Source organism: Pseudomonas sp. BN417, from assembly GCF_029871205.1.
In the GTDB taxonomy this organism is placed as follows: Bacteria; Pseudomonadota; Gammaproteobacteria; order Pseudomonadales; family Pseudomonadaceae; genus Metapseudomonas.
Genome location: NZ_SSOJ01000082.1, coordinates 1 through 19,286 on the forward strand (window position 1 = coordinate 1; position 19,286 = coordinate 19,286).

Below are 19,286 nucleotides of genomic sequence, written 5' to 3' on the forward strand. Positions count from 1 at the left end.
GGCGGCACCATTACCTTGTGGGGGCGAATTCATTCGCGAAGGGCAACGCAGTTGCCCCCTGCAAGCTCGAAGGGCAGCCCTGCGGCCTGCTTCGCGATTGAAATCGCCCCCACAGGAAGAACGCAGCCCAAGCCCGCACCAATCCCCTCGGCGGCACCATTACCTTGTGGGGGCGAATTCATTCGCGAAGGGCAACGCAGTTGCCCCCTTGCAAGCTCAAAGGGCAGCCCTGCGGCCTGCTTCGCGATTGAAATCTCCCCCACGGGAAAAGCGCCTCGTGCCGCTGCGCAGATCCCTCACCTCATATCACTGCCCTTGAACGCCTCCGCCAGGAAGTCGATCAGGGTCCTGACCGACGGCAGCAACCCGCGCCGGGACGGGAAGGCCGCATGGACGATGCCGGTCCGCGGCGCCCAGTCCGGCGTCACCTGCACCAGCTTGCCGCTGGCCAGCTCGTCCCGTGCCACCACCCAGGGCATGTGGACCACCCCTACCCCCGCCTCGGCGGCCTGGCGCAGTACCAGCAGGTCGTCGGTGACCAGTCGCGGATGGTGGCGTACGGCGGCGCTGGCGCCATCCGGCCCATCCAGTTGCCAGATGTATTCCCGCAGCGGCGCACCCCAGTGCAGACTCGGCAGCCTGGCCAGGTCCGCCGGCACCAGCGGCTGCGGCAAGCCTTCCAGCAAGGTGGGGCTGGCCACCAGGCACTGGGTGCTGTTGGCCAGCACCTTCATCACCAGGTCGGTGTCCTCCAGGGGCGGGAAACGCACGCGCAGGGCGACGTCCATGCCTTCCTGGATGAGGTCCACCTGGCGGTTGGTGCTCTCGATGTGCAACTCCACCAGCGGGTACTGCACCATGAAGCGGGTCAGCATAGGCCCCACCCAGAAGTCCAGCAGCGCCGTGGGGCAGCTGATGCGCACCACGCCCTGGGGCTCGGAGCGGTTGCGTTCGATCACCTCGGCGGCGCCCTCGGCCTCCACCATCATGGCCACGCAATGGCGGTAATACTCCTGGCCTATCTCGGTGACGGAGAAGTGCCGCGTGGAGCGCTGGATCAGGCGCACGCCGAGGCGCTCCTCCAGGTTGGCGATGCGCCGGCTGAGCTTGGACTTGGGCATGTCCAGGGCCCGCCCGGCCGGGGCGAAGCCGCCGTGCTCCACCACCTGGGCGAAGTAGTAGAGGTCGTTGAGGTCTTCCACCAGCGTTCTCCAAATAGGACTCTGAAGCCAATTTAGTCGGTCTACCGCGACCAGCGTTGCAATTCTAAGGTGTGCTCCATGGATTTCAGGAGGTACACCATGAAAAAGATCCTCGGTATCTACACCAGCCCCCGGCCCCATTGGGTCGGCGACGGCTTCCCGGTTCGCACGCTGTTTTCCTACGACAGCCTGGGCAAGCACATCAGCCCCTTCCTGCTGCTGGACTACGCAGGCCCCGCCAACTTCGCGCCCGCCGAGCGCCCCCGTGGCGTCGGCCAGCACCCGCACCGGGGTTTCGAGACGGTCACCATCGTCTACCAGGGCGAGCTGGAACACCGCGACTCCACCGGCGCCGGCGGGCGCATCGGCCCCGGCGACGTGCAGTGGATGACGGCGGCCTCGGGCATCCTCCACGAGGAGTTCCATTCCGAAGCCTTCACCCGTAGCGGCGGCACCCTGGAGATGGTCCAGCTCTGGGTCAACCTGCCAGCCCGCGACAAGCTGGCCGCGCCCGGCTACCAGACCCTCCTCGACGCCGATATCCCCACCCTGCCGCTGCCGGAAGAGGCCGGCAGCCTGCGCCTGATCGCCGGCGAGTTCGCCGGCCGGCAGGGCCCGGCGCGCACCTTCACGGACATGGACGTCTGGGATATCCGCCTGAACCCCGGCAAGCCGGTGAACCTCGGCCTGGAGCCCGGTCGCAACACGGCGCTGGTGGTGCTGCGCGGCACCCTGCTGGTGAATGGCGCGGAACTGGTGCGTGAAGGCCAGCTGGCGCTGTTCGAGCCCGAAGGCGACGAGTTGCTGCTGGAAGCCAACAACGAAGCCCTGGTGTTGCTGCTCTCCGGCGAGCCCATCGACGAGCCGATCGTCGGCTACGGGCCCTTCGTGATGAACAGTCAGGCAGAGATACGCCAGGCCATCGAGGCCTTCCGGGCCGGCGAGTTCGGTCGCATGGACGACTGACGGTCACACGCCGGACTTGGCCGTTGCCTAGTCTGGTTAACCCCCACGACGGATTTGTGGGCCTGCGGATTCGTCCGCGTTGGCCAGGACGGCCATTACCCTGAGAACGAGGAAAGAAGCCATGAGCAACTTTACCCAAGTCGCCAATTTCAACGGCCAGATCCCGCGGATTGACCCCGATGATTCCGCGATGCTGCTGATCGATCATCAGAGCGGCCTGTTCCAGACGGTCAAGGACATGCCCATGACCGAGCTGCGCGCAAACGCCATCACCCTGGCGAAGGTCGCCACCCTGGCCAAGATGCCGGTCATCACCACCGCCTCGGTGCCGCAAGGCCCCAACGGCCCGCTGATTCCGGAGATCCACGAAGCCGCGCCCCACGCCCAGTACGTGGCGCGCAAGGGCGAGATCAACGCCTGGGACAACCCCGAATTCGTCGCGGCGGTGGAGAAGACCGGGCGCAAGACGCTGATCATCGCCGGCACCATCACCAGCGTGTGCATGGCGTTCCCCAGCATCAGCGCGGTCAACGCCGGCTACCGGGTTTTCGCTGTCATCGACGCGTCAGGCACCTACTCCAAGATGGCCCAGGAGATCACCCTGGCGCGCGTCGTCCAGGCTGGCGTGGTGCCCATGGATACCGCCGCCGTCTGCTCCGAGGTCCAGCGCAGCTGGAACCGTCCGGACGCAGCCCAGTGGGCGGCCGCCTATAGTCAAGTGTTCCCGCACTACCAACTGCTGATCGAGAGCTACATGAAGGCGCAGCAGGTGGCCAAAGACAACGAAGTGCTGGATTCCCAGCGCTGACCCCGAGCTGTCCGCCCCACAAGGGCGGACGACCTACCGCAGCAAGGAGATTCACCATGGCTTTCCAATACAAGCGTCTGGACAAGAACAACGCCGCCGTGCTCCTGGTCGATCACCAGGCCGGCCTGCTCTCGCTGGTACGGGACATCGAGCCCGACAAGTTCAAGAACAACGTCCTGGCCCTGGGCGACCTGGCCAAGTACTTCAAGTTGCCCACCATCCTCACCACCAGCTTCGAAACCGGCCCCAACGGCCCCCTGGTGCCGGAGCTCAAGGAGCAGTTCCCCGACGCGCCCTACATCGCCCGCCCCGGCAACATCAACGCCTGGGACAACGAGGACTTCGTGAAGGCGGTGAAGGCCACCGGCAAGAAGCAGCTGATCATCGCTGGCGTGGTCACCGAGGTCTGCGTAGCCTTCCCGGCGCTGTCCGCCCTCGAGGAAGGCTTCGAGGTGTTCGTGGTCGCCGACGCCTCCGGCACCTTCAACGAAGTCACCCGTGACGCCGCCTGGCGCCGGATGGAGGCCGCCGGCGCTCAACTGATGACCTGGTTCGGCGTGGCCTGCGAACTGCACCGTGACTGGCGCAACGACATCGAAGGCCTGGCCGCGCTGTTCTCCAACCACATCCCCGACTACCGCAACCTCATCACCAGCTACAGCACCCTCACCGCCAAGTGAGCCGCACGGGGGCCGCGCCGTATCGGCGCGGCGCCCTGCCCCAACGCCCCGCCCTGCTCTAAGATGTCGCCCCCACGCAATGGACCAAGGAGTGACTCATGCCCCATGACGGCAGCCTGTTGCAGGCAGCGGTGGTGTTCCTGTTCGCAGCCGTTATCACCGTTCCCCTGGCCAAGCGCCTGCAACTGGGGGCGGTACTGGGCTACCTGCTGGCCGGGGTGCTGATCGGCCCCTCGGTGCTGGGCCTGGTCACCGACCCCGAGAGCGTGGCCCACGTCTCCGAACTGGGCGTGGTGCTGCTGCTCTTCATCATCGGCCTGGAACTCTCGCCCAGGCGCCTCTGGGTGATGCGCCGATCGGTGTTCGGCGTCGGGCTGGCCCAGGTGCTGCTCACCGCCCTGGCCATTGGCTCGGTAGCCTGGCTGGTGTTCTCCCGTCCCCTGAACACCGCGGCCGTGCTGGGCTTCGGCCTGGCGCTCTCATCCACCGCCTTCGGCCTGCAGATACTCGCCGAACGCAAGGAACTCACCAGCCCCCACGGCCGGCTGACCTTCGCCATCCTGCTGTTCCAGGACATCGCCGCCATTCCCTTGATCGCCCTGCTGCCGCTGCTCGCCGGTGCCGGCCACCTGGACGCCGGGAAGGTCGAATTGCGGGACATCCTCCTGGCGGTGGGCAGCATCGGCGCGGTGATCATCGGCGGTCGTTACCTGCTGCGGCCGGTGTTCCGCATCGTGCTGAAGGCGGGGTTGAAGGAAGTCTCGACCGCCACCTCGCTGCTGGTGGTGATCGGTACGGCCTGGCTGATGGAACTGGCCGGCGTGTCCATGGCCCTCGGCGCCTTCATCGCCGGCCTGCTACTGGCGGACTCGGAATACCGCCACGAGCTGGAGGCCCAGATCGAACCGTTCAAGGGCCTGCTGCTGGGCCTGTTCTTCATGAGCGTGGGCATGAGCGCGGATCTCGGCCTGCTGCTGAACGAGCCCTTCGCGGTGCTGGTCCTGACCGTACTGCTGATGCTGCTGAAGCTGCCCCTGCTCTATCTGGTGGGGCACCTCGCCGGTGGGCTGGACCGCGTTCATGCGCTGCGCCTGGGCATCATCCTGGCCGCTGGTGGCGAGTTCGCCTTCGTCGTGTTCAAGGTGGCCCACGAACAGGGCCTGGTCGACACCCGCCTGCACGGCCTGCTGGTGCTCAGCATCACCCTCTCCATGGCCGTCACGCCGCTGCTGGTACTGGGCCTGTTCCGGGTCTTCAAGGCCAAACCGTCACCCGTTGCCGTGCCGGAGGAATACGCCCGCATCGACAGCGATGAGCCGCGCGTGGTGATCGCCGGCATGGGCCGCATGGGCCAGATCGTCGCGCGGGTGCTGCGCGCCCAGCGGGTGCCCTATGTGGCTCTCGATACGGCGGTGGAGATGATCGACTACGGCCGCAGCCTGAGCCTGGGCCACATGCCGGTGTTCTACGGCGACCCGCTGCGCCCGGAAATCCTCCGCGCGGCCAAGGTGGACAAGGCCGAGTTCCTGATCATCGCCACCGACGACCCGGACACCAACCTCAAGACCGCCGAACTGGTGAAGCAGCTGTACCCCCATATCAAGGTCATCGCCCGTGCGCGCAACCGCCAGCATGTGCACCGCCTGCTCGACCTGGGCGCCGTACCGGTGCGCGAGACCTTCCACTCCGCCCTGGAGATGAGCCACCAGGCGCTACTCGGCCTCGGCCTGGACGAGGAGCAGGCGGCGGCGCGGATCAGGCGCTTCCAGCGCCATGACGAAGAAGTGCTGGCGGCCCAGCACAAGGTCTACGACGACGACGCCGCGGTGATCCAGACCGCCCGCGAAGCCCGCGCCGAACTGGAACACCTGTTCGATGCCGACCTGATCGAGGACAGGGGGGTGAAGTAACGACCGAAGGTCGTTACTTGTGGGGGCGAATTCATTCGCTATGCAGGACGAAGTCCTGCCCTACAACTTTCAAGGGGGCAGCTGCGCTGCCCAAAGCGAATGAATTCGCCCCCACAAAAAAGCAGAAGCATTCCCGTACCGGGCGCCCACAAAAAAAACCGGCAGGCGTGAAGCGCCTGCCGGAAATCGAGGGTCTTGCTCAGTGGGCGATGCAGACCGACTTCAGCTCGGTGTAAGCCTCGATCACCGCACGGCCGAACTCGCGGCCCATGCCCGATTGCTTGACGCCGCCGAACGGCATGTTCGGGTCCAGCAGCACGTGGGCGTTGACCCAGACGGTGCCGGCTTCGATGCGCGGCACCAGGTTCATCGCCTTGGACAGGTCGTTGGTCCAGAGGCTCGCCGCCAGGCCGTAGGGGCTGTCGTTGGCCAGTTCGATCATGGCGTCCTCGTCGGTGAAGGGGATCACCGAGAGCACCGGGCCGAACACCTCTTCGCGGGCCACGGTCATGTCGTGGTTCACGTCCGCCAGCACCGTGGGCTGGACGAAGAAGCCCTCGCCTTCCAGGCGCTCGCCACCTGCCACCACGCGGGCGCCTTCCTGGCGGGCCAGGTCGATGTGCTTGAGCACGTTCTGCTGCTGCTTGCGCGACACCAGCGGGTTGATCGCCGCCTCCTGGTCCATGCCCGGGCCGATGGACAGGCCCTTCACCGCGGCGGCCAGGCCCTGGACGAATTCCTCGTAGAGGGACTGGTGCACATAGAAGCGCGACGCCGCCGCGCAGACCTGGCCCTGGTTCAGCAGGCCGCCGAGCAGTGCGCCCTGCACCGCCTTCTCCACGTCGGCGTCTTCCAGCAGGATCATCGGGTTCTTGCCGCCCAGTTCCAGGGCGAAGCGGGTCATGTTCTCCATGCAGGCCACGCCGACGCTCTTGCCCACCGCGGTGGAGCCGGTGAAGGACACCTTGCTGATCAGCGGGTGCGACGCCAGGGCATTGCCCACGGTGCTGCCACCGCCGGTGATGACGTTGAACACGCCGGCCGGAATGCCCGCCTCAAGGGCCAGCTCGGCCAGGCGCAGGGCGGTCAGCGGGGTCTCGCTGGCCGGCTTGATGACCACGGTGCAGCCGCAGGCCAGCGCCGGCATCAGCTTCCAGGTGGTGATCATCAGCGGGAAGTTCCACGGCACGATGCCGGCCACCACGCCCACCGGCTCACGACGGGCGAAGGCGGTGAAGCGCGAACCCGGCGGGATCGGGATGGACACGTCCAGGGTCTGGCCTTCGATCTTGGTGGCCCAGCCGGACATGTAGCGCATGAACTCGACGGTGGCGCCGACATCCAGCATGCGCGAGATGTTGATCGACTTGCCCTGGCTCAGGGTTTCCAACTGGGCCAGTTCTTCGGCGTGCTCCTCCACCAGGGCGGTGAAGCGCAGCAGGATGCGCTCGCGGTCGGCCGGGCGCAGGCCGGACCAGACGCGGGACTTGAACGCCTTGTGGGCGGACTGCACGGCCTGCTCCAGGTACTCCAGCGGCACGTCCGGCACGGCGGCGATGGCTTCGCCGGTGGCGGGGTTCAAGACCTGCGTGGTCGGGCCTTCCGGCAGCACCCACTGGCCGTCGATGAAGCAGCCGTGGCGGCGCTCCAGGAATGCCGCCACCTGCGGCAGGATTTCAACCTTGCTCATGCTTTATCCTCTTCATCCGTTTGGCCGGGCGCCTGCCCGGCGCCGTCATTTCTGTGCGCCCAGGAAGCAGCCGACCGCGCGACGGTCGTCGGCGCTGGCCATTCCGGCATAGGGCATGTAGGTACCGCCGACGAAGGCCTGGGGCTGGGCGATGAACTGCTCCAGGCTGTCCAGTTGCCAGTCCACCGCTTTGGCCTTCATCGCCTGGGAGTAGCTGAAGCCGGCCAGGCTGCCGGACGTGCGGCCATAAAGGCCGTGCAGGTTCGGCCCCATCATGGCCGGGCCGTCGGCCTTGGCCGAATGGCAAACGGAGCAGTCGCTGCCGAACAGCGCCGCCCCCTTTTCCACCTGGGCCGGCGCGCAGTCCGCCGCCAGCGCCGATTGCGTCAGTACCAGCGCCAATACGGTGGCCAGCCCGGCGATGCGCCCTGTCTTGCGTTCTTGCATCGAATCAACACCTCGATCATCCACTGGCCCTGCCCGCGCGGTCGGAAAGTCACGCGCGGAAACAGGGCCGATGTCCGGATTCTCGGCGCTGCGGGGAATCGAGGTTTTTCTGTCTGTGCCAGTCGTGTTGGCAGGGCTGCCAGGTGTGGGCGATCAGCGATGGAGGGCAAACACCTGTGGGGGCGAATTCATTCGCTAAGGGCAGCGCAGCTGCCCCATGGAGCCCCCAGGGCAGGACTCCGTCCTGCTCAGCGATTGAAATCGCCCCCACAGGAAAAGCGATTCCTTGCCGCCTCTATGCGATCAACCCTGGCTGTACCGCTTGCGGTACTCGCTGGGCGACACGCCGAAGCGGGCCTTGAACGCGGTGGAGAAGTAGCTGGAATCGGTGAAGCCCCAGGCATAGCCCAGGGCCGAGAGCTTCTGCTCGGCGGTGGCGTGGCGCAGGCTCTCGGCGCAGAAGTCGAGGCGGCGGTTCTTGATGTACTGGGCCACCACCAGGCCCTTCCTGGCGAACATGCGGTACAGCCCGCGCACCGATACGCCCACTTCGCGGGCAATGGTCTCGGGGCAGAGCTCTTCGGCGCAGATGTTCTCGTCGATGAAGCGCAGGGTCTTGCGGAACATGCGTTCGTGCACGTCCTGCTCGGCCTCGGCAGCGCCGATGGCCGGACGCAGCAGACTGACCACCGCCTCCAGCGTGGCTTCGCTTTCCGGCAGGCTGAGGCTGGCCTGGCGGGTTGATTCGAGGATCAGCCGGTTCGCCAGCACCGCCACCGGCGAGCTGGCCGGGATGCGCTGGGCGCAGCGTACACCGGAGAAACGCAGGCCCTGCTCCACCATATGGCGCGGCAGGATCAGCGACAGCTGGCAGGAGTTCTCGCGGTAGACGAAATCGCTGGGCAGGGTGGAGTCGATCAGGGTGATGTCGCCGGGCCCCATCTCGATGCTGTTGCCGCTCTGCTCCATGCCGGCATGGCCGTTCAGCTGGATGGCCAGGTAGAAGTGCTTGCCGTCGCTCTGCGCCACTTCCTTCTGGGTGCGGAACAGGCGTGCCTGGGCAACGTCCACGAAGCTCAGCTTGATGGCACCGGCCTTGTACTCGCGGATGGCTCCGGAAAATTCCGAGCCCAGCAGCTTGGCACCGAAGCGCCCGCAGACCTGGTTGATACCTTGCAGCCACTCGTCGAAGTGGTCTGACCTCAGTGCTTGTGCAGTCGTCATGGCTCTCTCAGCCTCACGTTAGGCATTGTTCTTGTCGTTGTCCGGCCTGACGACATGGCAGGCCGGGTTTACCTCGTCCGTGATGGGCCACCGAAAGGCGGCCCGGCTACTTCAATCCACCGAAACGCTGATAGAAGTTCTCGCCGGCATCCGGCAACGGGCCGTCCGCGGTTTCCAGCGCCGCGTTCAGCCATTCCTCTGCCTTGGCATAGATGAGTCGGTAGATGTTGCGGCACAACTGGCGCGCCGCGCGGCCTTCCCAATCGCCCGGCAACAGTTCGTCGGGGAGTTGCGGGTCGCGCAGCAGCAATTTGCGGTATTCGTGGATGAGCAAGGTCCGGGCCAGGAAGCAATCGGCCGGCTGCAAGTTGTTTTCCTGTTCGCGCAGCGCCTGCCAGAGCGGGCGGAACAGCTGGATGAACTCACTGTAGTGCGTACCCAGTTCATCGATGTTCCAGCTCTCGCGAACCTGCATGCGCAGGGCCTTGGAGGCGAGCACGTCCTGGGAACGGGTCTCGAACAGGATGCTGTCCTCCAGGGCATCCAGCTCCTGCAGGGTGGCGCTCAGGTCTACCCGGTCGCAACGCGGATTGGCCAGCACGGTGGGCGAGATCGCACCAAAACCTTGCCACTCCAGCTCCTCGCGCACCTGTTTGCGCTTGTCCTGGGGCAGCTGCGAGAGCACCACCAGGGACCAGGCGCCATCCCAGGCCGGCACATTGGAGCTGTAGACCCGCTTGAAGGCCTTCTCGAAACGCCGCCGACCGGCGCCGGTCAGGCTGTAGTAACTGCGCCGGCCAACCTTTTCCGCACTCAGCCAGCCTTCCTTGGTGAGACGGAAGATGGAGGTGCGGATCAGCCGCTCGTTGATGCCCATGGGCTCCAGCAGCTGGATCAGGCTGCCCAGCCAGACGGTGCCGCCATGGGGCTCGATGGCATCGCCATAGAGGGTGATGATCAGCGAACTGGCACGGATCGGCGTCTGCTGCTGGAAGCGGGTGACGAGTTGGTCCAAGGGCACGAGCGAAGTCATGGGCATACTGGAAACGGAAAAGATGCCGAATATACCCGCAGGCTCCTCGGCATGACCATTGGGGAAAGCCCCCGGTGTGCGAAGACCGCCCTCATTGCGACGAAGTACCCTTTGGACGCAGGCCTCGGTCGGCGATGCGCGGCCGGTCAGCCTCCATCTCCGCCAGCGGCTCGCAGGCCACCAGGCTCTCCAGGCAGCGCTGGGCGAGCAACTGGTATTCGCGGGTGCCGGCCTGTTTCCAGGCCACTTCCTCGTCGCTGAGCCGGCGCTTGACCTGGGCCGGCGAGCCCATCACCAGGCACTGCTCCTCGCAGCTGAAGCCGGCCTTGACGAAAGCGGTGGCGGAAACGAAGGAGCGCGCGCCGATGCGCGCGTTGTCCATCACCACCGCGTTCATCCCCACCAGGGCATCCTCGCCGATGCGGCAGCCGTGCAGCACGGCGCCGTGGCCGATGTGGCCATTGCGCTCGACCACCGTGTCGCTGTCGGGGAAGCCGTGCATCACGCAGGTGTCCTGGATATTGGCGCCTTCCTCCAGGACGATCCGGCCGAAATCGCCGCGCAGGCTGGCCAGCGGGCCGACATAGCAGCCCGGGCCGATGATCACGTCGCCGATCAGCACGGCAGTGGGGTGCACATAGGCGGTGGGGTGGACCACCGGGGTCAGGCCATCGAGGCTGTAGCAGGTCATCGGGCGCTCCTTGGTTTTTCTTGTGTTGTGCCTACGCGTGGCGGCGGCTCTGCACGGTGACGAAACGCCGGGCGACAAAGGCACCGTCGGTGATGGAGGCATTGGCCGCCGGATTGCCGCCGCTGGCGTGGAAGTCGCTGAAGGCGGCGGATTGGTTGACGAAGACGCCACCGTCGAAATTGATCGACAAGGCCACGGCAACGTCCTGGGACAGTTGTTCGGCGCGGTCCAGCACGCTGTCGTCGGTGGAGTACACGCCCAGGGTCAGCGCGCCCTTCTCGGCGATCACCTCGCCGGCCAGGCGCAGGCTGTGTTCGGTGTCGTCGGTGGCGATGACGAAGGCGATGGGGCCGAAGCGCTCCTCGGAGTATGCCTCGCGGTCGGCCGCGTCGACCTTGAGCAGCAGCGGCGTGTGGATGCGCGCGCCGGGGAACTGCGGATGCTCGCGGGCTTCACTGTCCAGCAACACTTCACCCAGTTGGCGACAGGCCTGGATGCGCTCGGCTGTGGTCTCGGACTGGATGGCGCCGATCACCGCGCAGGCACGTTCGTTGTCGGCGAGGAAGCTGCGCACGGCGCCGGCCAGGGCTTGCGCCACCTCGTCGAAGGACAGCTGTTCGTCGCCGTTGCGGATGCCGCCGCGCGGCACGTAGATGGCCTGGGTGGTGGTGCACATCTGCCCGGAATACAGGCTGAGGGAGAAGGCCAGGTTGCGCGCCACGGCCTTGATGTCGCGCACGCTGTCGATGATCACGCTATTGATGCCGGCCTTCTCGGTGAAGACCTGGGCCTGGCGGGCGTTGTCTTCCAGCCAGTTGCCGAAGGCGTTGGAGCCGGTGAAGTCGACCAGCTTGACGCGCGGGTCCAGGGCCAGGCGCTGGCTCACCGGCGCCTCCGGGGTGTCCACCACCAGGCTCACCAGGGTCGGGTCGAAGCCGAGCTCGGCCAGTACCTCCTGGGCCACCTTGACGCTCATGGCCACCGGCAGGATCGCGCCGGGGTGGGCCTTGACCAGCACCGGATTGCCGGTGGCCAGGCTGGCGAACAGGCCCGGATAGGTGTTCCAGGTGGGGAACGTGGAGCAGGCGATCACCAGGGACAGGCCGCGCGGGACTATATGCCAGCGCTTGTCCAGCACCAGCGGGTCCTGCTTGCCCTGGGGTTTGCTCCAGCGCGCCGCCTCCGGCACCTCGTTCATGGCGCGCCAGGCATAGGCCAGCACCTCCAGGCCACGGTCCTGGGCATGGGGGCCACCGGCCTGGAAGGCCATCATGTAGGCCTGGCCGCTGGTGTGCATCACCGCATGGGCCAGGGTCGGGCTCAGGGCATTGAGGCGCTGGAGGATCTCCAGGCAGGCGCCAAGCCTCGCCTTGGGCCCGGCATCGCGCCAGGCCGGCAGCGCCGCCTGCAGGCGCGACAGCAGTTGATCCGCATCGTACTGGTCATAGCTCACATTCAAGTCGAAGCCATAGGGCGAACGTTCGGCGCCGGCGCAGCCCACCGGCTGCGGGCCGGCCAGGGCGAAGTGTTGGCCGAGCAGCGCCTCGAATGCGCCCTGGGCGCCCTTCACCACTTCCTCCGGGTACTGCTTGAGGCTTTCCGGGAAGGGCGACCAGTAGCCGCGCTCGGCGATCGCCTGGACGGCGCGTTCGAGGGTGCCGCGATGGTGCTCGAACAGCTCGAGGGCGGCGGCGCGGGCGGTGGTCGACATGGAAGAACTCCTCAACAAGGCAGGTGGGGCCACAAGGTGGCGCAAAGCGATTCGCTCGATGGAGAATTTTGTATCACATCAATATGAATCAGAAAAGGACCAAAGACTGTATCGAATGACGACCGGTCATCGGCACCCTCCTCTTCTGATCACGAGCCATGAACCCCCTTTAAAATCGCAGTACACAGCCACGGCCCGGCGTTGGCGATCTGTCCTTTGGTAGTAAAAGCTCGACATATGAGACACATAAATCATATGTGTTGCAGTTGTTTTGTATCGCTTTGTGGGTATACTCCGGCCAAAGTCGCCCCGCCCTGCGCGTCGGACGACACAGGAAGGGGCCACCCCGAATCCACTAATAAGAGCGGCTGATTCAAGGCCGCGCGTGCACCTGAGGACAGTCGACATGCCTCGTACCCTTGCCGTCCTGCCGCCCGAGCAGGGTGTCCGCCTGATCACCCTGCAGCGTCCGGAGGCGCTCAACGCCCTCAATACCGAGTTGCTGGGTGAGCTGGCTGCCGAACTGGACGCCGCCGAGCAGGACGCCGAGACCCGCGTCGTGGTGATCACCGGCAGCCGCAAGGCCTTCGCCGCCGGCGCCGATATCAAGGAAATGGCCGAGCGCGACCTGGTCGGCATCCTCAATGACCCGCGCCTGGCCCACTGGCAGCGCATTACCCGTTTCAGCAAGCCGCTGATCGCCGCCGTCAATGGCTTCTGCCTGGGCGGCGGCTGCGAACTGGCCATGCACGCCGACATCCTCATCGCCGGCGAAGACGCCCGCTTCGGCCAGCCGGAGATCAACCTCGGGATCATGCCCGGCGCCGGTGGCACCCAGCGCCTGCTGCGTGCCGTGGGCAAGTCCCTGGCCATGCAGATGGTCCTCACCGGCGAGGCCATCGACGCCCGCCACGCCCAGCGCGCAGGCTTGGTCAGCGAAGTGACCCAGCCGGAATTCACCGTCGAGCGGGCCATCGCCATCGCCCGCGTGATCGCCCAGAAGGCCCCGCTGGCCGTACGCCTGGCCAAGGAAGCCCTGCTCAAGGCCGAGGACACCGACCTCGCCAGCGGCCTGCGCTTCGAGCGCCACGCCTTCACCTTGCTGGCCGGCACCCGCGACCGCGAGGAAGGCATCCGCGCCTTCCAGGAAAAGCGCCGCCCCGAATTCACCGGCCAGTAATCGCTGACCGACCTCTTTCGACTGACCTGGAGCGCCCTTGCCCATGAACTTCGAGCACATCCTGTTTTCCATCGAGGCTGGCGTCGCCACCCTCAGCCTCAACCGCCCGGAGCAACTGAACAGCTTCAACGCCCAGATGCATGGCGAGGTCCGCGAAGCCCTCAAGCAGGTGCGCCAGAACCCCGAGGTGCGCGTGCTGCTGCTGACCGCTGAAGGCCGTGGCTTCTGCGCAGGCCAGGACCTGGGCGATCGCAATGTCGCCCCGGGCGCCGCCGCACCGGACCTCGGCGAATCCATCGAGAAGTTCTACAACCCGCTGATCCGCACCCTGCGCGACCTGCCGCTGCCGGTGATCTGCGCGGTGAACGGCGTGGCCGCCGGCGCCGGCGCCAACATCCCGCTGGCCTGCGACCTGGTCCTGGCCGCCCGCTCCGCCAGCTTCATCCAGGCCTTCTGCAAGATCGGCCTGATCCCGGATTCCGGCGGAACCTGGACCCTGCCGCGCCTGGTCGGCATGGCCCGCGCCAAGGCCCTGGCCCTGCTGGGTGATCGCCTGACTGCCGAACAGGCCGAGCAATGGGGCCTGATCTACCGCGTGGTGGACGATGCCGCCCTGCGCGAAGAAGCCCTGAAGCTCGCCCGCCACCTGGCCACCCAGCCCACCTACGGCCTGGCCCTGATCAAGCGCGGCCTCAACGCCAGCCTGAACAACAGCTTCGACGAGCAGCTGGACCTCGAACGCGACCTGCAACGCCTGGCCGGCCGCAGCGAGGACTACCGCGAAGGCGTCAGCGCCTTCATGGAAAAGCGCACCCCGGCTTTCAAAGGACGCTGAGCACATGCCCGCCCTGAACACCTCCGCAACAATCGCCGTGATCGGCGCCGGCGCCATGGGTGCCGGCATCGCCCAGGTGGCGGCCCAAGCCGGCCACCCGGTCAAGCTGTATGACAACCGCCCCGGCGCCGCCGCCCAGGCCATCGACGGCATCGACCGCCAGCTCGGCCGCCTGGTGGAGAAAGGCAAGCTCAGCAGCGACGCCCGCGCCGCCATCGTCGCCCGCCTGCAACCGGCGGAGGCCATCGAGGCCCTGGCCGGCACCAGCCTGGTGATCGAGGCCATAGTCGAGAACCTGGAGGTCAAGCGCGGCCTGCTGCGCCAGCTGGAAGACGTCTGCGGCCAGGACTGCATCCTCGCCAGCAACACCTCGTCCCTGTCCATCACCAGCCTGGCCGCCGGCCTCCAGCATCCGGGCCGGGTGATCGGCATGCACTTCTTCAACCCGGCGCCGCTGATGGCCCTGGTGGAAATCGTCTCGGGCCTGGCCAGCGACCCGGCCCTGGCCGAAGGCCTGTACGAAACCGCCAAGGCCTGGGGCAAACAGCCCGTGCACACCAAGTCCACGCCGGGCTTCATCGTCAACCGCGTGGCGCGCCCCTTCTACGCCGAGAGCCTGCGCCTGCTGCAGGAAGGCGCCGCCGACTGCGCCACCCTCGACGCGCTGATGCGCGACGCCGGCGGCTTCCGCATGGGCGCCTTCGAGCTCACCGACCTGATCGGCCATGACGTCAACTACGCCGTCACCTGCTCGGTGTTCGACGCCTATTATGGCGACTTCCGCTTCCAGCCCTCGCTGATCCAGAAGGAGCTGGTGGATGCCGGCCGCCTTGGCCGCAAGAGTGGGCACGGCTTCTACAGCTACGCAGAGGGCGCCGAGCGCCCGCAAGCGGCGGAGCTGACCAGCACCGCAACCGTTGAGGCCTGCGTGGTGGAAGGCAGCCTGGGCGTCGCCGAGCCGCTGCTGCAGCGCCTGGCCGATGCCGGTGTACAGGTGGTGCGCCGTGACGGCAGCGGCCTGCTGCGGGTGGGCGACGCGGTACTCGCCCTCTCCGACGGCCGCCTGGCCAGCCAACGCGCCCGCGAAGACGGCCTGGCCAACCTGGTGCTGATCGACCTCGCGCTGGACTACGCCAAGGCCACGCGCCTCGGCATCGCCAGTGCAGCTTCTACCAACGCAGACGCCCGCGACCAGGCGGTAGCCCTGCTGCAGCGCGCCGGCCTCAAGGTCAGCCAACTCGCCGACATTCCCGGCCTCGCCGTGCTGCGCACCGTGGCCATGCTCGCCAACGAAGGTGCCGACGCCGTGCTCCAGGGCGTGGGCTCGGCCGCCGATATCGACCTCGCCATGCGCGCCGGAGTCAACTACCCGCAGGCCCCGCTGGCCTGGGCCGACGCCATCGGCCTGCCGGCCGTGCTGCGCACCCTGGAAAACCTCCAGGCCGCCTATGGCGAAGCGCGCTACCGCCCTTCCCTGCTGCTGCGCCGCCAGGTGGCCGAGGGGAGGAACTTCCGATGACCAACCATGAAGCCCTTTCCCTGGCCGAAGCCTGTGGCAGCGCCCTGTTCGAACGCGATGCCGCCAGCCAGGCCATGGGCATGCGCCTGCTTTCCGTGGCGCCAGGCCAGGCCCGCGTCGGCATGAGCGTGCGCGCGGACATGGTCCAGGGCCACGGCACCTGCCACGGCGGTTACCTGTTCGCCCTGGCCGACTCCGCGTTCGCCTTCGCCTGCAACAGCTACAACGAAGCCACCGTGGCCATCGGCTGCAGCATCGACTACGTGGCGCCGGCGCGCCTGGGCGACACCCTCACCGCCCAGGCCACCGAGCAGAGCCGCAGCGGCCGCACCGGCAACTACGACGTGCGCATCGAGAACCAGAACGGGCAGCTGATCGCCCTCTTCCACGGCAAGTCCTACAAAGTGCGCGGCCCGGTACTCGCGCAGGAGAACCCTGATGAATGACGCCTTGATAATCGACGCCGTGCGCACGCCCATCGGCCGCTACGCCGGCGCCCTGTCCGGCGTGCGTGCCGACGACCTCGGCGCCGTGCCGATCCGCGCCCTGATGGCCCGCCACCCGGAACTGGACTGGAGCGCCATCGACGACGTGATCTACGGCTGCGCCAACCAGGCCGGCGAAGACAACCGCAACGTCGCGCGCATGTCTTCCCTGCTCGCCGGCCTGCCGCTGACCGTCCCCGGCACCACCCTGAACCGCCTCTGCGGCTCCGGCCTGGACGCCATCGGCAACGCCGCCCGCGCCCTGCGCTGCGGCGAGGCCGGACTGATGCTGGCCGGCGGCGTGGAATCCATGTCCCGCGCGCCCTTCGTGATGGGCAAGGCGGAAACCGCCTTCTCCCGCCAGGCAGAAATCTTCGACACCACCATCGGCTGGCGCTTCGTCAACCCGCTGCTGAAGGGCCAGTTCGGCATCGACTCCATGCCGGAGACCGCCGAAAACGTCGCCGAGCAGTTCAACATCTCCCGGGAAGACCAGGACGCTTTCGCCCTGCGCAGCCAGCACAAGGCCGCCGCCGCCCAGGCCAACGGTCGCCTGGCCAAGGAAATCGTCCCGGTGGAGATTCCCCAGCGCAAGGGCCCGCCGAAGCTGGTCGAGCAGGATGAGCATCCGCGTGGCGACACCACCCTGGAACAGCTGGCCAAGCTGGGCACGCCGTTCCGCCAGGGCGGCAGCGTCACCGCCGGCAACGCCTCGGGCGTCAACGACGGCGCCTGCGCCCTGCTGCTGGCCAGCCCCGAAGCGGCCAAGCGCCACGGCCTCAAGGCCCGTGCGCGGGTGGTCGGCATGGCCACCGCCGGTGTCGAGCCGCGCATCATGGGCATCGGCCCGGTGCCGGCGACTCGCAAGGTGCTGGAGCTGACCGGCCTGTCCCTGGCCGACATGGACGTCATCGAACTCAACGAAGCCTTCGCCGCCCAGGGCCTGGCGGTGCTGCGCGAACTCGGCCTGGCCGACGACGACGCCCGGGTCAACCCCAACGGCGGCGCCATCGCCCTCGGCCACCCGCTGGGCATGAGCGGCGCGCGCCTGGTCACCACCGCCCTGCACGAACTGGAAGAGCGCCAGGGCCGCTACGCCCTCTGCACCATGTGCATCGGCGTGGGCCAGGGCATCGCCCTGGTCATTGAAAGGCTCTGAAACGCAAGAACCGAGATCGACGAAACGGGTGAGGAGTATCCTCTTCCTCAGCACTCAGGGGCCCAAGGGCCCCCACAAAAACAATTTGAGTGAAACCATGAACATGATTGCCAATACCGCCTTGCTTGACCCGATGGAAACCGCCAGCGTCGACGAACTGCGCCAGCACCAGTTGGAGCGCCTGCGCTGGAGCCTGAAGCACGCCTACGAGAACGTCCCGCTGTACCGCCAGCGCTTCGATGAAAAAGGCGTGCACCCGGATGACCTGAAGTCCCTGGAAGACCTGGCGAAGTTCCCCTTCACCGGCAAGTCCGACCTGCGCGACAACTATCCCTTCGGCATGTTCGCCGTGCCGCAGAGCGAGATCGTGCGCATCCACGCGTCCAGCGGCACCACCGGCAAGCCCACCGTGGTCGGCTACACGCAGAACGACATCGACACCTGGGCCAACGTGGTGGCGCGCTCGATCCGCGCCGCCGGCGGCCGCAAGGGCGACAAGGTGCACATTTCCTATGGCTATGGCCTGTTCACCGGCGGCCTGGGCGCCCACTACGGCGCCGAGCGCCTGGGCTGCACCGTGATCCCCATGTCCGGCGGCCAGACCGAGAAGCAGGTCCAGCTGATCCGCGACTTCCAGCCGGACATCATCATGGTCACCCCCTCCTACATGCTGAACCTGGCCGACGAGATCGAGCGCCAGGGCATCGACCCGCACAAGCTGGCCCTGCGCCTCGGCATCTTCGGCGCCGAACCCTGGACCGCCGAACTGCGCCGCGCCATCGAGGAGCGCATGGGCATCACCGCCCTGGACATCTACGGCCTGTCGGAAATCATGGGCCCGGGTGTGGCCATGGAATGCGCCGAGACCAAGGACGGCCCGACCATCTGGGAAGACCACTTCTACCCCGAGATCATCGACCCGGTGACCGGTGAGGTGCTGCCGGACGGCCAGCTGGGCGAGCTGGTGTTCACCTCGCTGTCCAAGGAAGCCCTGCCGATGATCCGCTACCGCACCCGCGACCTGACCCGCCTGCTGCCGGGCACCGCGCGGCCCATGCGGCGCATGGACAAGATCACCGGCCGCAGCGACGACATGCTGATCATCCGCGGCGTCAACGTCTTCCCGACCCAGATCGAGGAGCAGGTGCTGAAAGTCCGCCAGCTGTCGGAGAACTACGAGATCCACCTGTTCCGCAACGGCAACCTGGACAGCATCGAAGTCCATGTCGAGCTCAAGCACGAGCACGAAGGCCTGGGCGAGGCGCAGCAACAGGCGCTGTGCAACGAGCTGGGCAAGTACATCAAGACCTACATCGGCATCAGCTCGCGCATCGTCCTGCGCCCCTGCTACTCCCTCAAACGCTCCGAGGGCAAGGCCTGCCACGTTTACGACAATCGCAACAAGTAAGTGCCAGAGCTGAAGAAAAGCCCCGCGTATGCGGGGCTTTTTCATGGTTCTTCACGGATTTTCGGGGAGGCATTGGATTCGTGCTGGATGGGCAAGATTGTCTGATAGCCATTGATTGGCGCCGTGCAGCCGGATGCTGCCCTCTCCCCCGGCCCCCGCCCTGCGCCCCGGCCTGATCGCTTCGCGCTCAGGCGCTCATCGGCACCGGAAGCGGTGCTTCCGAACGCGTACCTCTTCGCCCCGCAGGCGGGCGAGGGGTGACTTAGCCGGCGAGCCCGGAGCAAACCTGAAGCTCATACAGGTCTGAAACCGAGCAGCGAGGGTGGGGCCGGGATGGC

General features: G+C 66.9%; 17 protein-coding genes. 10 read left to right on the forward strand and 7 right to left on the reverse strand.

The window, feature by feature from the left end:
* Positions 1 to 296 precede the first annotated feature (296 nt).
* Positions 297 to 1,205 (reverse strand): LysR family transcriptional regulator, encoded by a 909-nt coding sequence (locus tag E8F11_RS09550; RefSeq protein WP_280288616.1) that lies wholly within the window; start codon positions 1,203 to 1,205, stop codon positions 297 to 299.
* Positions 1,206 to 1,301: 96 nt separating this feature from the next.
* Between E8F11_RS09550 and E8F11_RS09555 the strand changes: the two genes are divergently transcribed.
* From E8F11_RS09555 to E8F11_RS09570, 4 genes are all read left to right on the forward strand, one after another.
* A complete protein-coding gene (locus E8F11_RS09555) occupies positions 1,302 to 2,168 on the forward strand; it encodes a pirin family protein (RefSeq protein WP_280288600.1) in 867 nt (288 codons plus the stop codon).
* A 121-nt stretch (positions 2,169 to 2,289) separates the two neighbouring features.
* A complete protein-coding gene (locus tag E8F11_RS09560) occupies positions 2,290 to 2,976 on the forward strand; it encodes a hydrolase (RefSeq protein ID WP_280288601.1) in 687 nt (228 codons plus the stop codon).
* Positions 2,977 to 3,032: 56 nt separating this feature from the next.
* Positions 3,033 to 3,656 carry an isochorismate family cysteine hydrolase YcaC gene (gene ycaC, locus E8F11_RS09565; RefSeq protein ID WP_280288602.1) on the forward strand — a complete coding sequence of 208 codons (624 nt, stop codon included), beginning with the start codon at positions 3,033 to 3,035 and terminating at the stop codon, positions 3,654 to 3,656.
* Between the two features lie 98 nt (positions 3,657 to 3,754).
* On the forward strand, positions 3,755 to 5,566 hold the full coding sequence (locus E8F11_RS09570) for a monovalent cation:proton antiporter-2 (CPA2) family protein (RefSeq protein WP_280288603.1): 1,812 nt from the start codon (positions 3,755 to 3,757) through the stop codon (positions 5,564 to 5,566).
* 199 nt (positions 5,567 to 5,765) lie between these two features.
* Here the strand turns inward: E8F11_RS09570 and E8F11_RS09575 are convergent, their stop codons facing one another.
* The 6 genes from E8F11_RS09575 to paaN form a co-directional block, all read right to left on the reverse strand.
* Positions 5,766 to 7,256 carry an aldehyde dehydrogenase family protein gene (locus tag E8F11_RS09575; RefSeq protein ID WP_280288604.1) on the reverse strand — a complete coding sequence of 497 codons (1,491 nt, stop codon included), beginning with the start codon at positions 7,254 to 7,256 and terminating at the stop codon, positions 5,766 to 5,768.
* Positions 7,257 to 7,301: 45 nt separating this feature from the next.
* Positions 7,302 to 7,703, reverse strand: coding sequence for a c-type cytochrome (locus E8F11_RS09580; RefSeq protein WP_280288605.1), 402 nt, complete (start codon positions 7,701 to 7,703; stop codon positions 7,302 to 7,304).
* Between the two features lie 303 nt (positions 7,704 to 8,006).
* Positions 8,007 to 8,927, reverse strand: coding sequence for a transcriptional regulator FeaR (feaR, locus tag E8F11_RS09585; protein WP_280288606.1), 921 nt, complete (start codon positions 8,925 to 8,927; stop codon positions 8,007 to 8,009).
* Positions 8,928 to 9,033: 106 nt separating this feature from the next.
* Positions 9,034 to 9,960: a phenylacetic acid degradation operon negative regulatory protein PaaX gene (gene paaX / locus E8F11_RS09590; protein ID WP_280288607.1), complete on the reverse strand. Its 927-nt coding sequence runs from the start codon at positions 9,958 to 9,960 to the stop codon at positions 9,034 to 9,036.
* Between the two features lie 91 nt (positions 9,961 to 10,051).
* Entirely contained in the window at positions 10,052 to 10,651 is a 600-nt protein-coding gene (gene paaY, locus E8F11_RS09595; RefSeq protein ID WP_280288608.1) for a phenylacetic acid degradation protein PaaY, read from the reverse strand.
* A gap of 31 nt (positions 10,652 to 10,682) precedes the next feature.
* Entirely contained in the window at positions 10,683 to 12,362 is a 1,680-nt protein-coding gene (gene paaN, locus E8F11_RS09600) for a phenylacetic acid degradation protein PaaN (protein WP_280288609.1), read from the reverse strand.
* Positions 12,363 to 12,768: 406 nt separating this feature from the next.
* Between paaN and paaF the strand changes: the two genes are divergently transcribed.
* From paaF to paaK, 6 genes are all read left to right on the forward strand, one after another.
* Positions 12,769 to 13,542: a 2,3-dehydroadipyl-CoA hydratase PaaF gene (gene paaF / locus E8F11_RS09605; protein ID WP_280288610.1), complete on the forward strand. Its 774-nt coding sequence runs from the start codon at positions 12,769 to 12,771 to the stop codon at positions 13,540 to 13,542.
* A gap of 43 nt (positions 13,543 to 13,585) precedes the next feature.
* Positions 13,586 to 14,377 carry a 2-(1,2-epoxy-1,2-dihydrophenyl)acetyl-CoA isomerase PaaG gene (gene paaG / locus E8F11_RS09610; protein WP_280288611.1) on the forward strand — a complete coding sequence of 264 codons (792 nt, stop codon included), beginning with the start codon at positions 13,586 to 13,588 and terminating at the stop codon, positions 14,375 to 14,377.
* 4 nt (positions 14,378 to 14,381) lie between these two features.
* Positions 14,382 to 15,896, forward strand: coding sequence for a 3-hydroxyacyl-CoA dehydrogenase PaaH (gene paaH / locus E8F11_RS09615; protein ID WP_280288612.1), 1,515 nt, complete (start codon positions 14,382 to 14,384; stop codon positions 15,894 to 15,896).
* Positions 15,893 to 16,342 carry a hydroxyphenylacetyl-CoA thioesterase PaaI gene (gene paaI / locus E8F11_RS09620; RefSeq protein WP_280288613.1) on the forward strand — a complete coding sequence of 150 codons (450 nt, stop codon included), beginning with the start codon at positions 15,893 to 15,895 and terminating at the stop codon, positions 16,340 to 16,342. Before paaH ends, paaI begins: the two co-directional genes overlap by 4 nt.
* A complete protein-coding gene (gene pcaF / locus E8F11_RS09625; RefSeq protein WP_280288614.1) occupies positions 16,335 to 17,540 on the forward strand; it encodes a 3-oxoadipyl-CoA thiolase in 1,206 nt (401 codons plus the stop codon). The genes paaI and pcaF overlap by 8 nt, the downstream gene beginning before the upstream one ends.
* A 97-nt stretch (positions 17,541 to 17,637) precedes the next feature.
* Entirely contained in the window at positions 17,638 to 18,948 is a 1,311-nt protein-coding gene (paaK, locus tag E8F11_RS09630; RefSeq protein ID WP_280288615.1) for a phenylacetate--CoA ligase PaaK, read from the forward strand.
* Positions 18,949 to 19,286: the final 338 nt, after the last annotated feature.

Bases quoted from the DNA above. Each gene is read 5' to 3' on its own strand.
- E8F11_RS09555 (WP_280288600.1), top strand. From the start codon at position 1,302: ATGAAAAAGATCCTCGGTATCTACACCAGCCCCCGGCCCCATTGGGTC.
- E8F11_RS09560 (WP_280288601.1), top strand. From the start codon at position 2,290: ATGAGCAACTTTACCCAAGTCGCCAATTTCAACGGCCAGATCCCGCGG.
- ycaC (WP_280288602.1), top strand. From the start codon at position 3,033: ATGGCTTTCCAATACAAGCGTCTGGACAAGAACAACGCCGCCGTGCTC.
- E8F11_RS09570 (WP_280288603.1), top strand. From the start codon at position 3,755: ATGCCCCATGACGGCAGCCTGTTGCAGGCAGCGGTGGTGTTCCTGTTC.
- E8F11_RS09575 (WP_280288604.1), bottom strand. From the start codon at position 7,256: ATGAGCAAGGTTGAAATCCTGCCGCAGGTGGCGGCATTCCTGGAGCGC.
- E8F11_RS09580 (WP_280288605.1), bottom strand. From the start codon at position 7,703: ATGCAAGAACGCAAGACAGGGCGCATCGCCGGGCTGGCCACCGTATTG.
- feaR (WP_280288606.1), bottom strand. From the start codon at position 8,927: ATGACGACTGCACAAGCACTGAGGTCAGACCACTTCGACGAGTGGCTG.
- paaX (WP_280288607.1), bottom strand. From the start codon at position 9,960: ATGACTTCGCTCGTGCCCTTGGACCAACTCGTCACCCGCTTCCAGCAG.
- paaY (WP_280288608.1), bottom strand. From the start codon at position 10,651: ATGACCTGCTACAGCCTCGATGGCCTGACCCCGGTGGTCCACCCCACC.
- paaN (WP_280288609.1), bottom strand. From the start codon at position 12,362: ATGTCGACCACCGCCCGCGCCGCCGCCCTCGAGCTGTTCGAGCACCAT.
- paaF (WP_280288610.1), top strand. From the start codon at position 12,769: ATGCCTCGTACCCTTGCCGTCCTGCCGCCCGAGCAGGGTGTCCGCCTG.
- paaG (WP_280288611.1), top strand. From the start codon at position 13,586: ATGAACTTCGAGCACATCCTGTTTTCCATCGAGGCTGGCGTCGCCACC.
- paaH (WP_280288612.1), top strand. From the start codon at position 14,382: ATGCCCGCCCTGAACACCTCCGCAACAATCGCCGTGATCGGCGCCGGC.
- paaI (WP_280288613.1), top strand. From the start codon at position 15,893: ATGACCAACCATGAAGCCCTTTCCCTGGCCGAAGCCTGTGGCAGCGCC.
- pcaF (WP_280288614.1), top strand. From the start codon at position 16,335: ATGAATGACGCCTTGATAATCGACGCCGTGCGCACGCCCATCGGCCGC.
- paaK (WP_280288615.1), top strand. From the start codon at position 17,638: ATGAACATGATTGCCAATACCGCCTTGCTTGACCCGATGGAAACCGCC.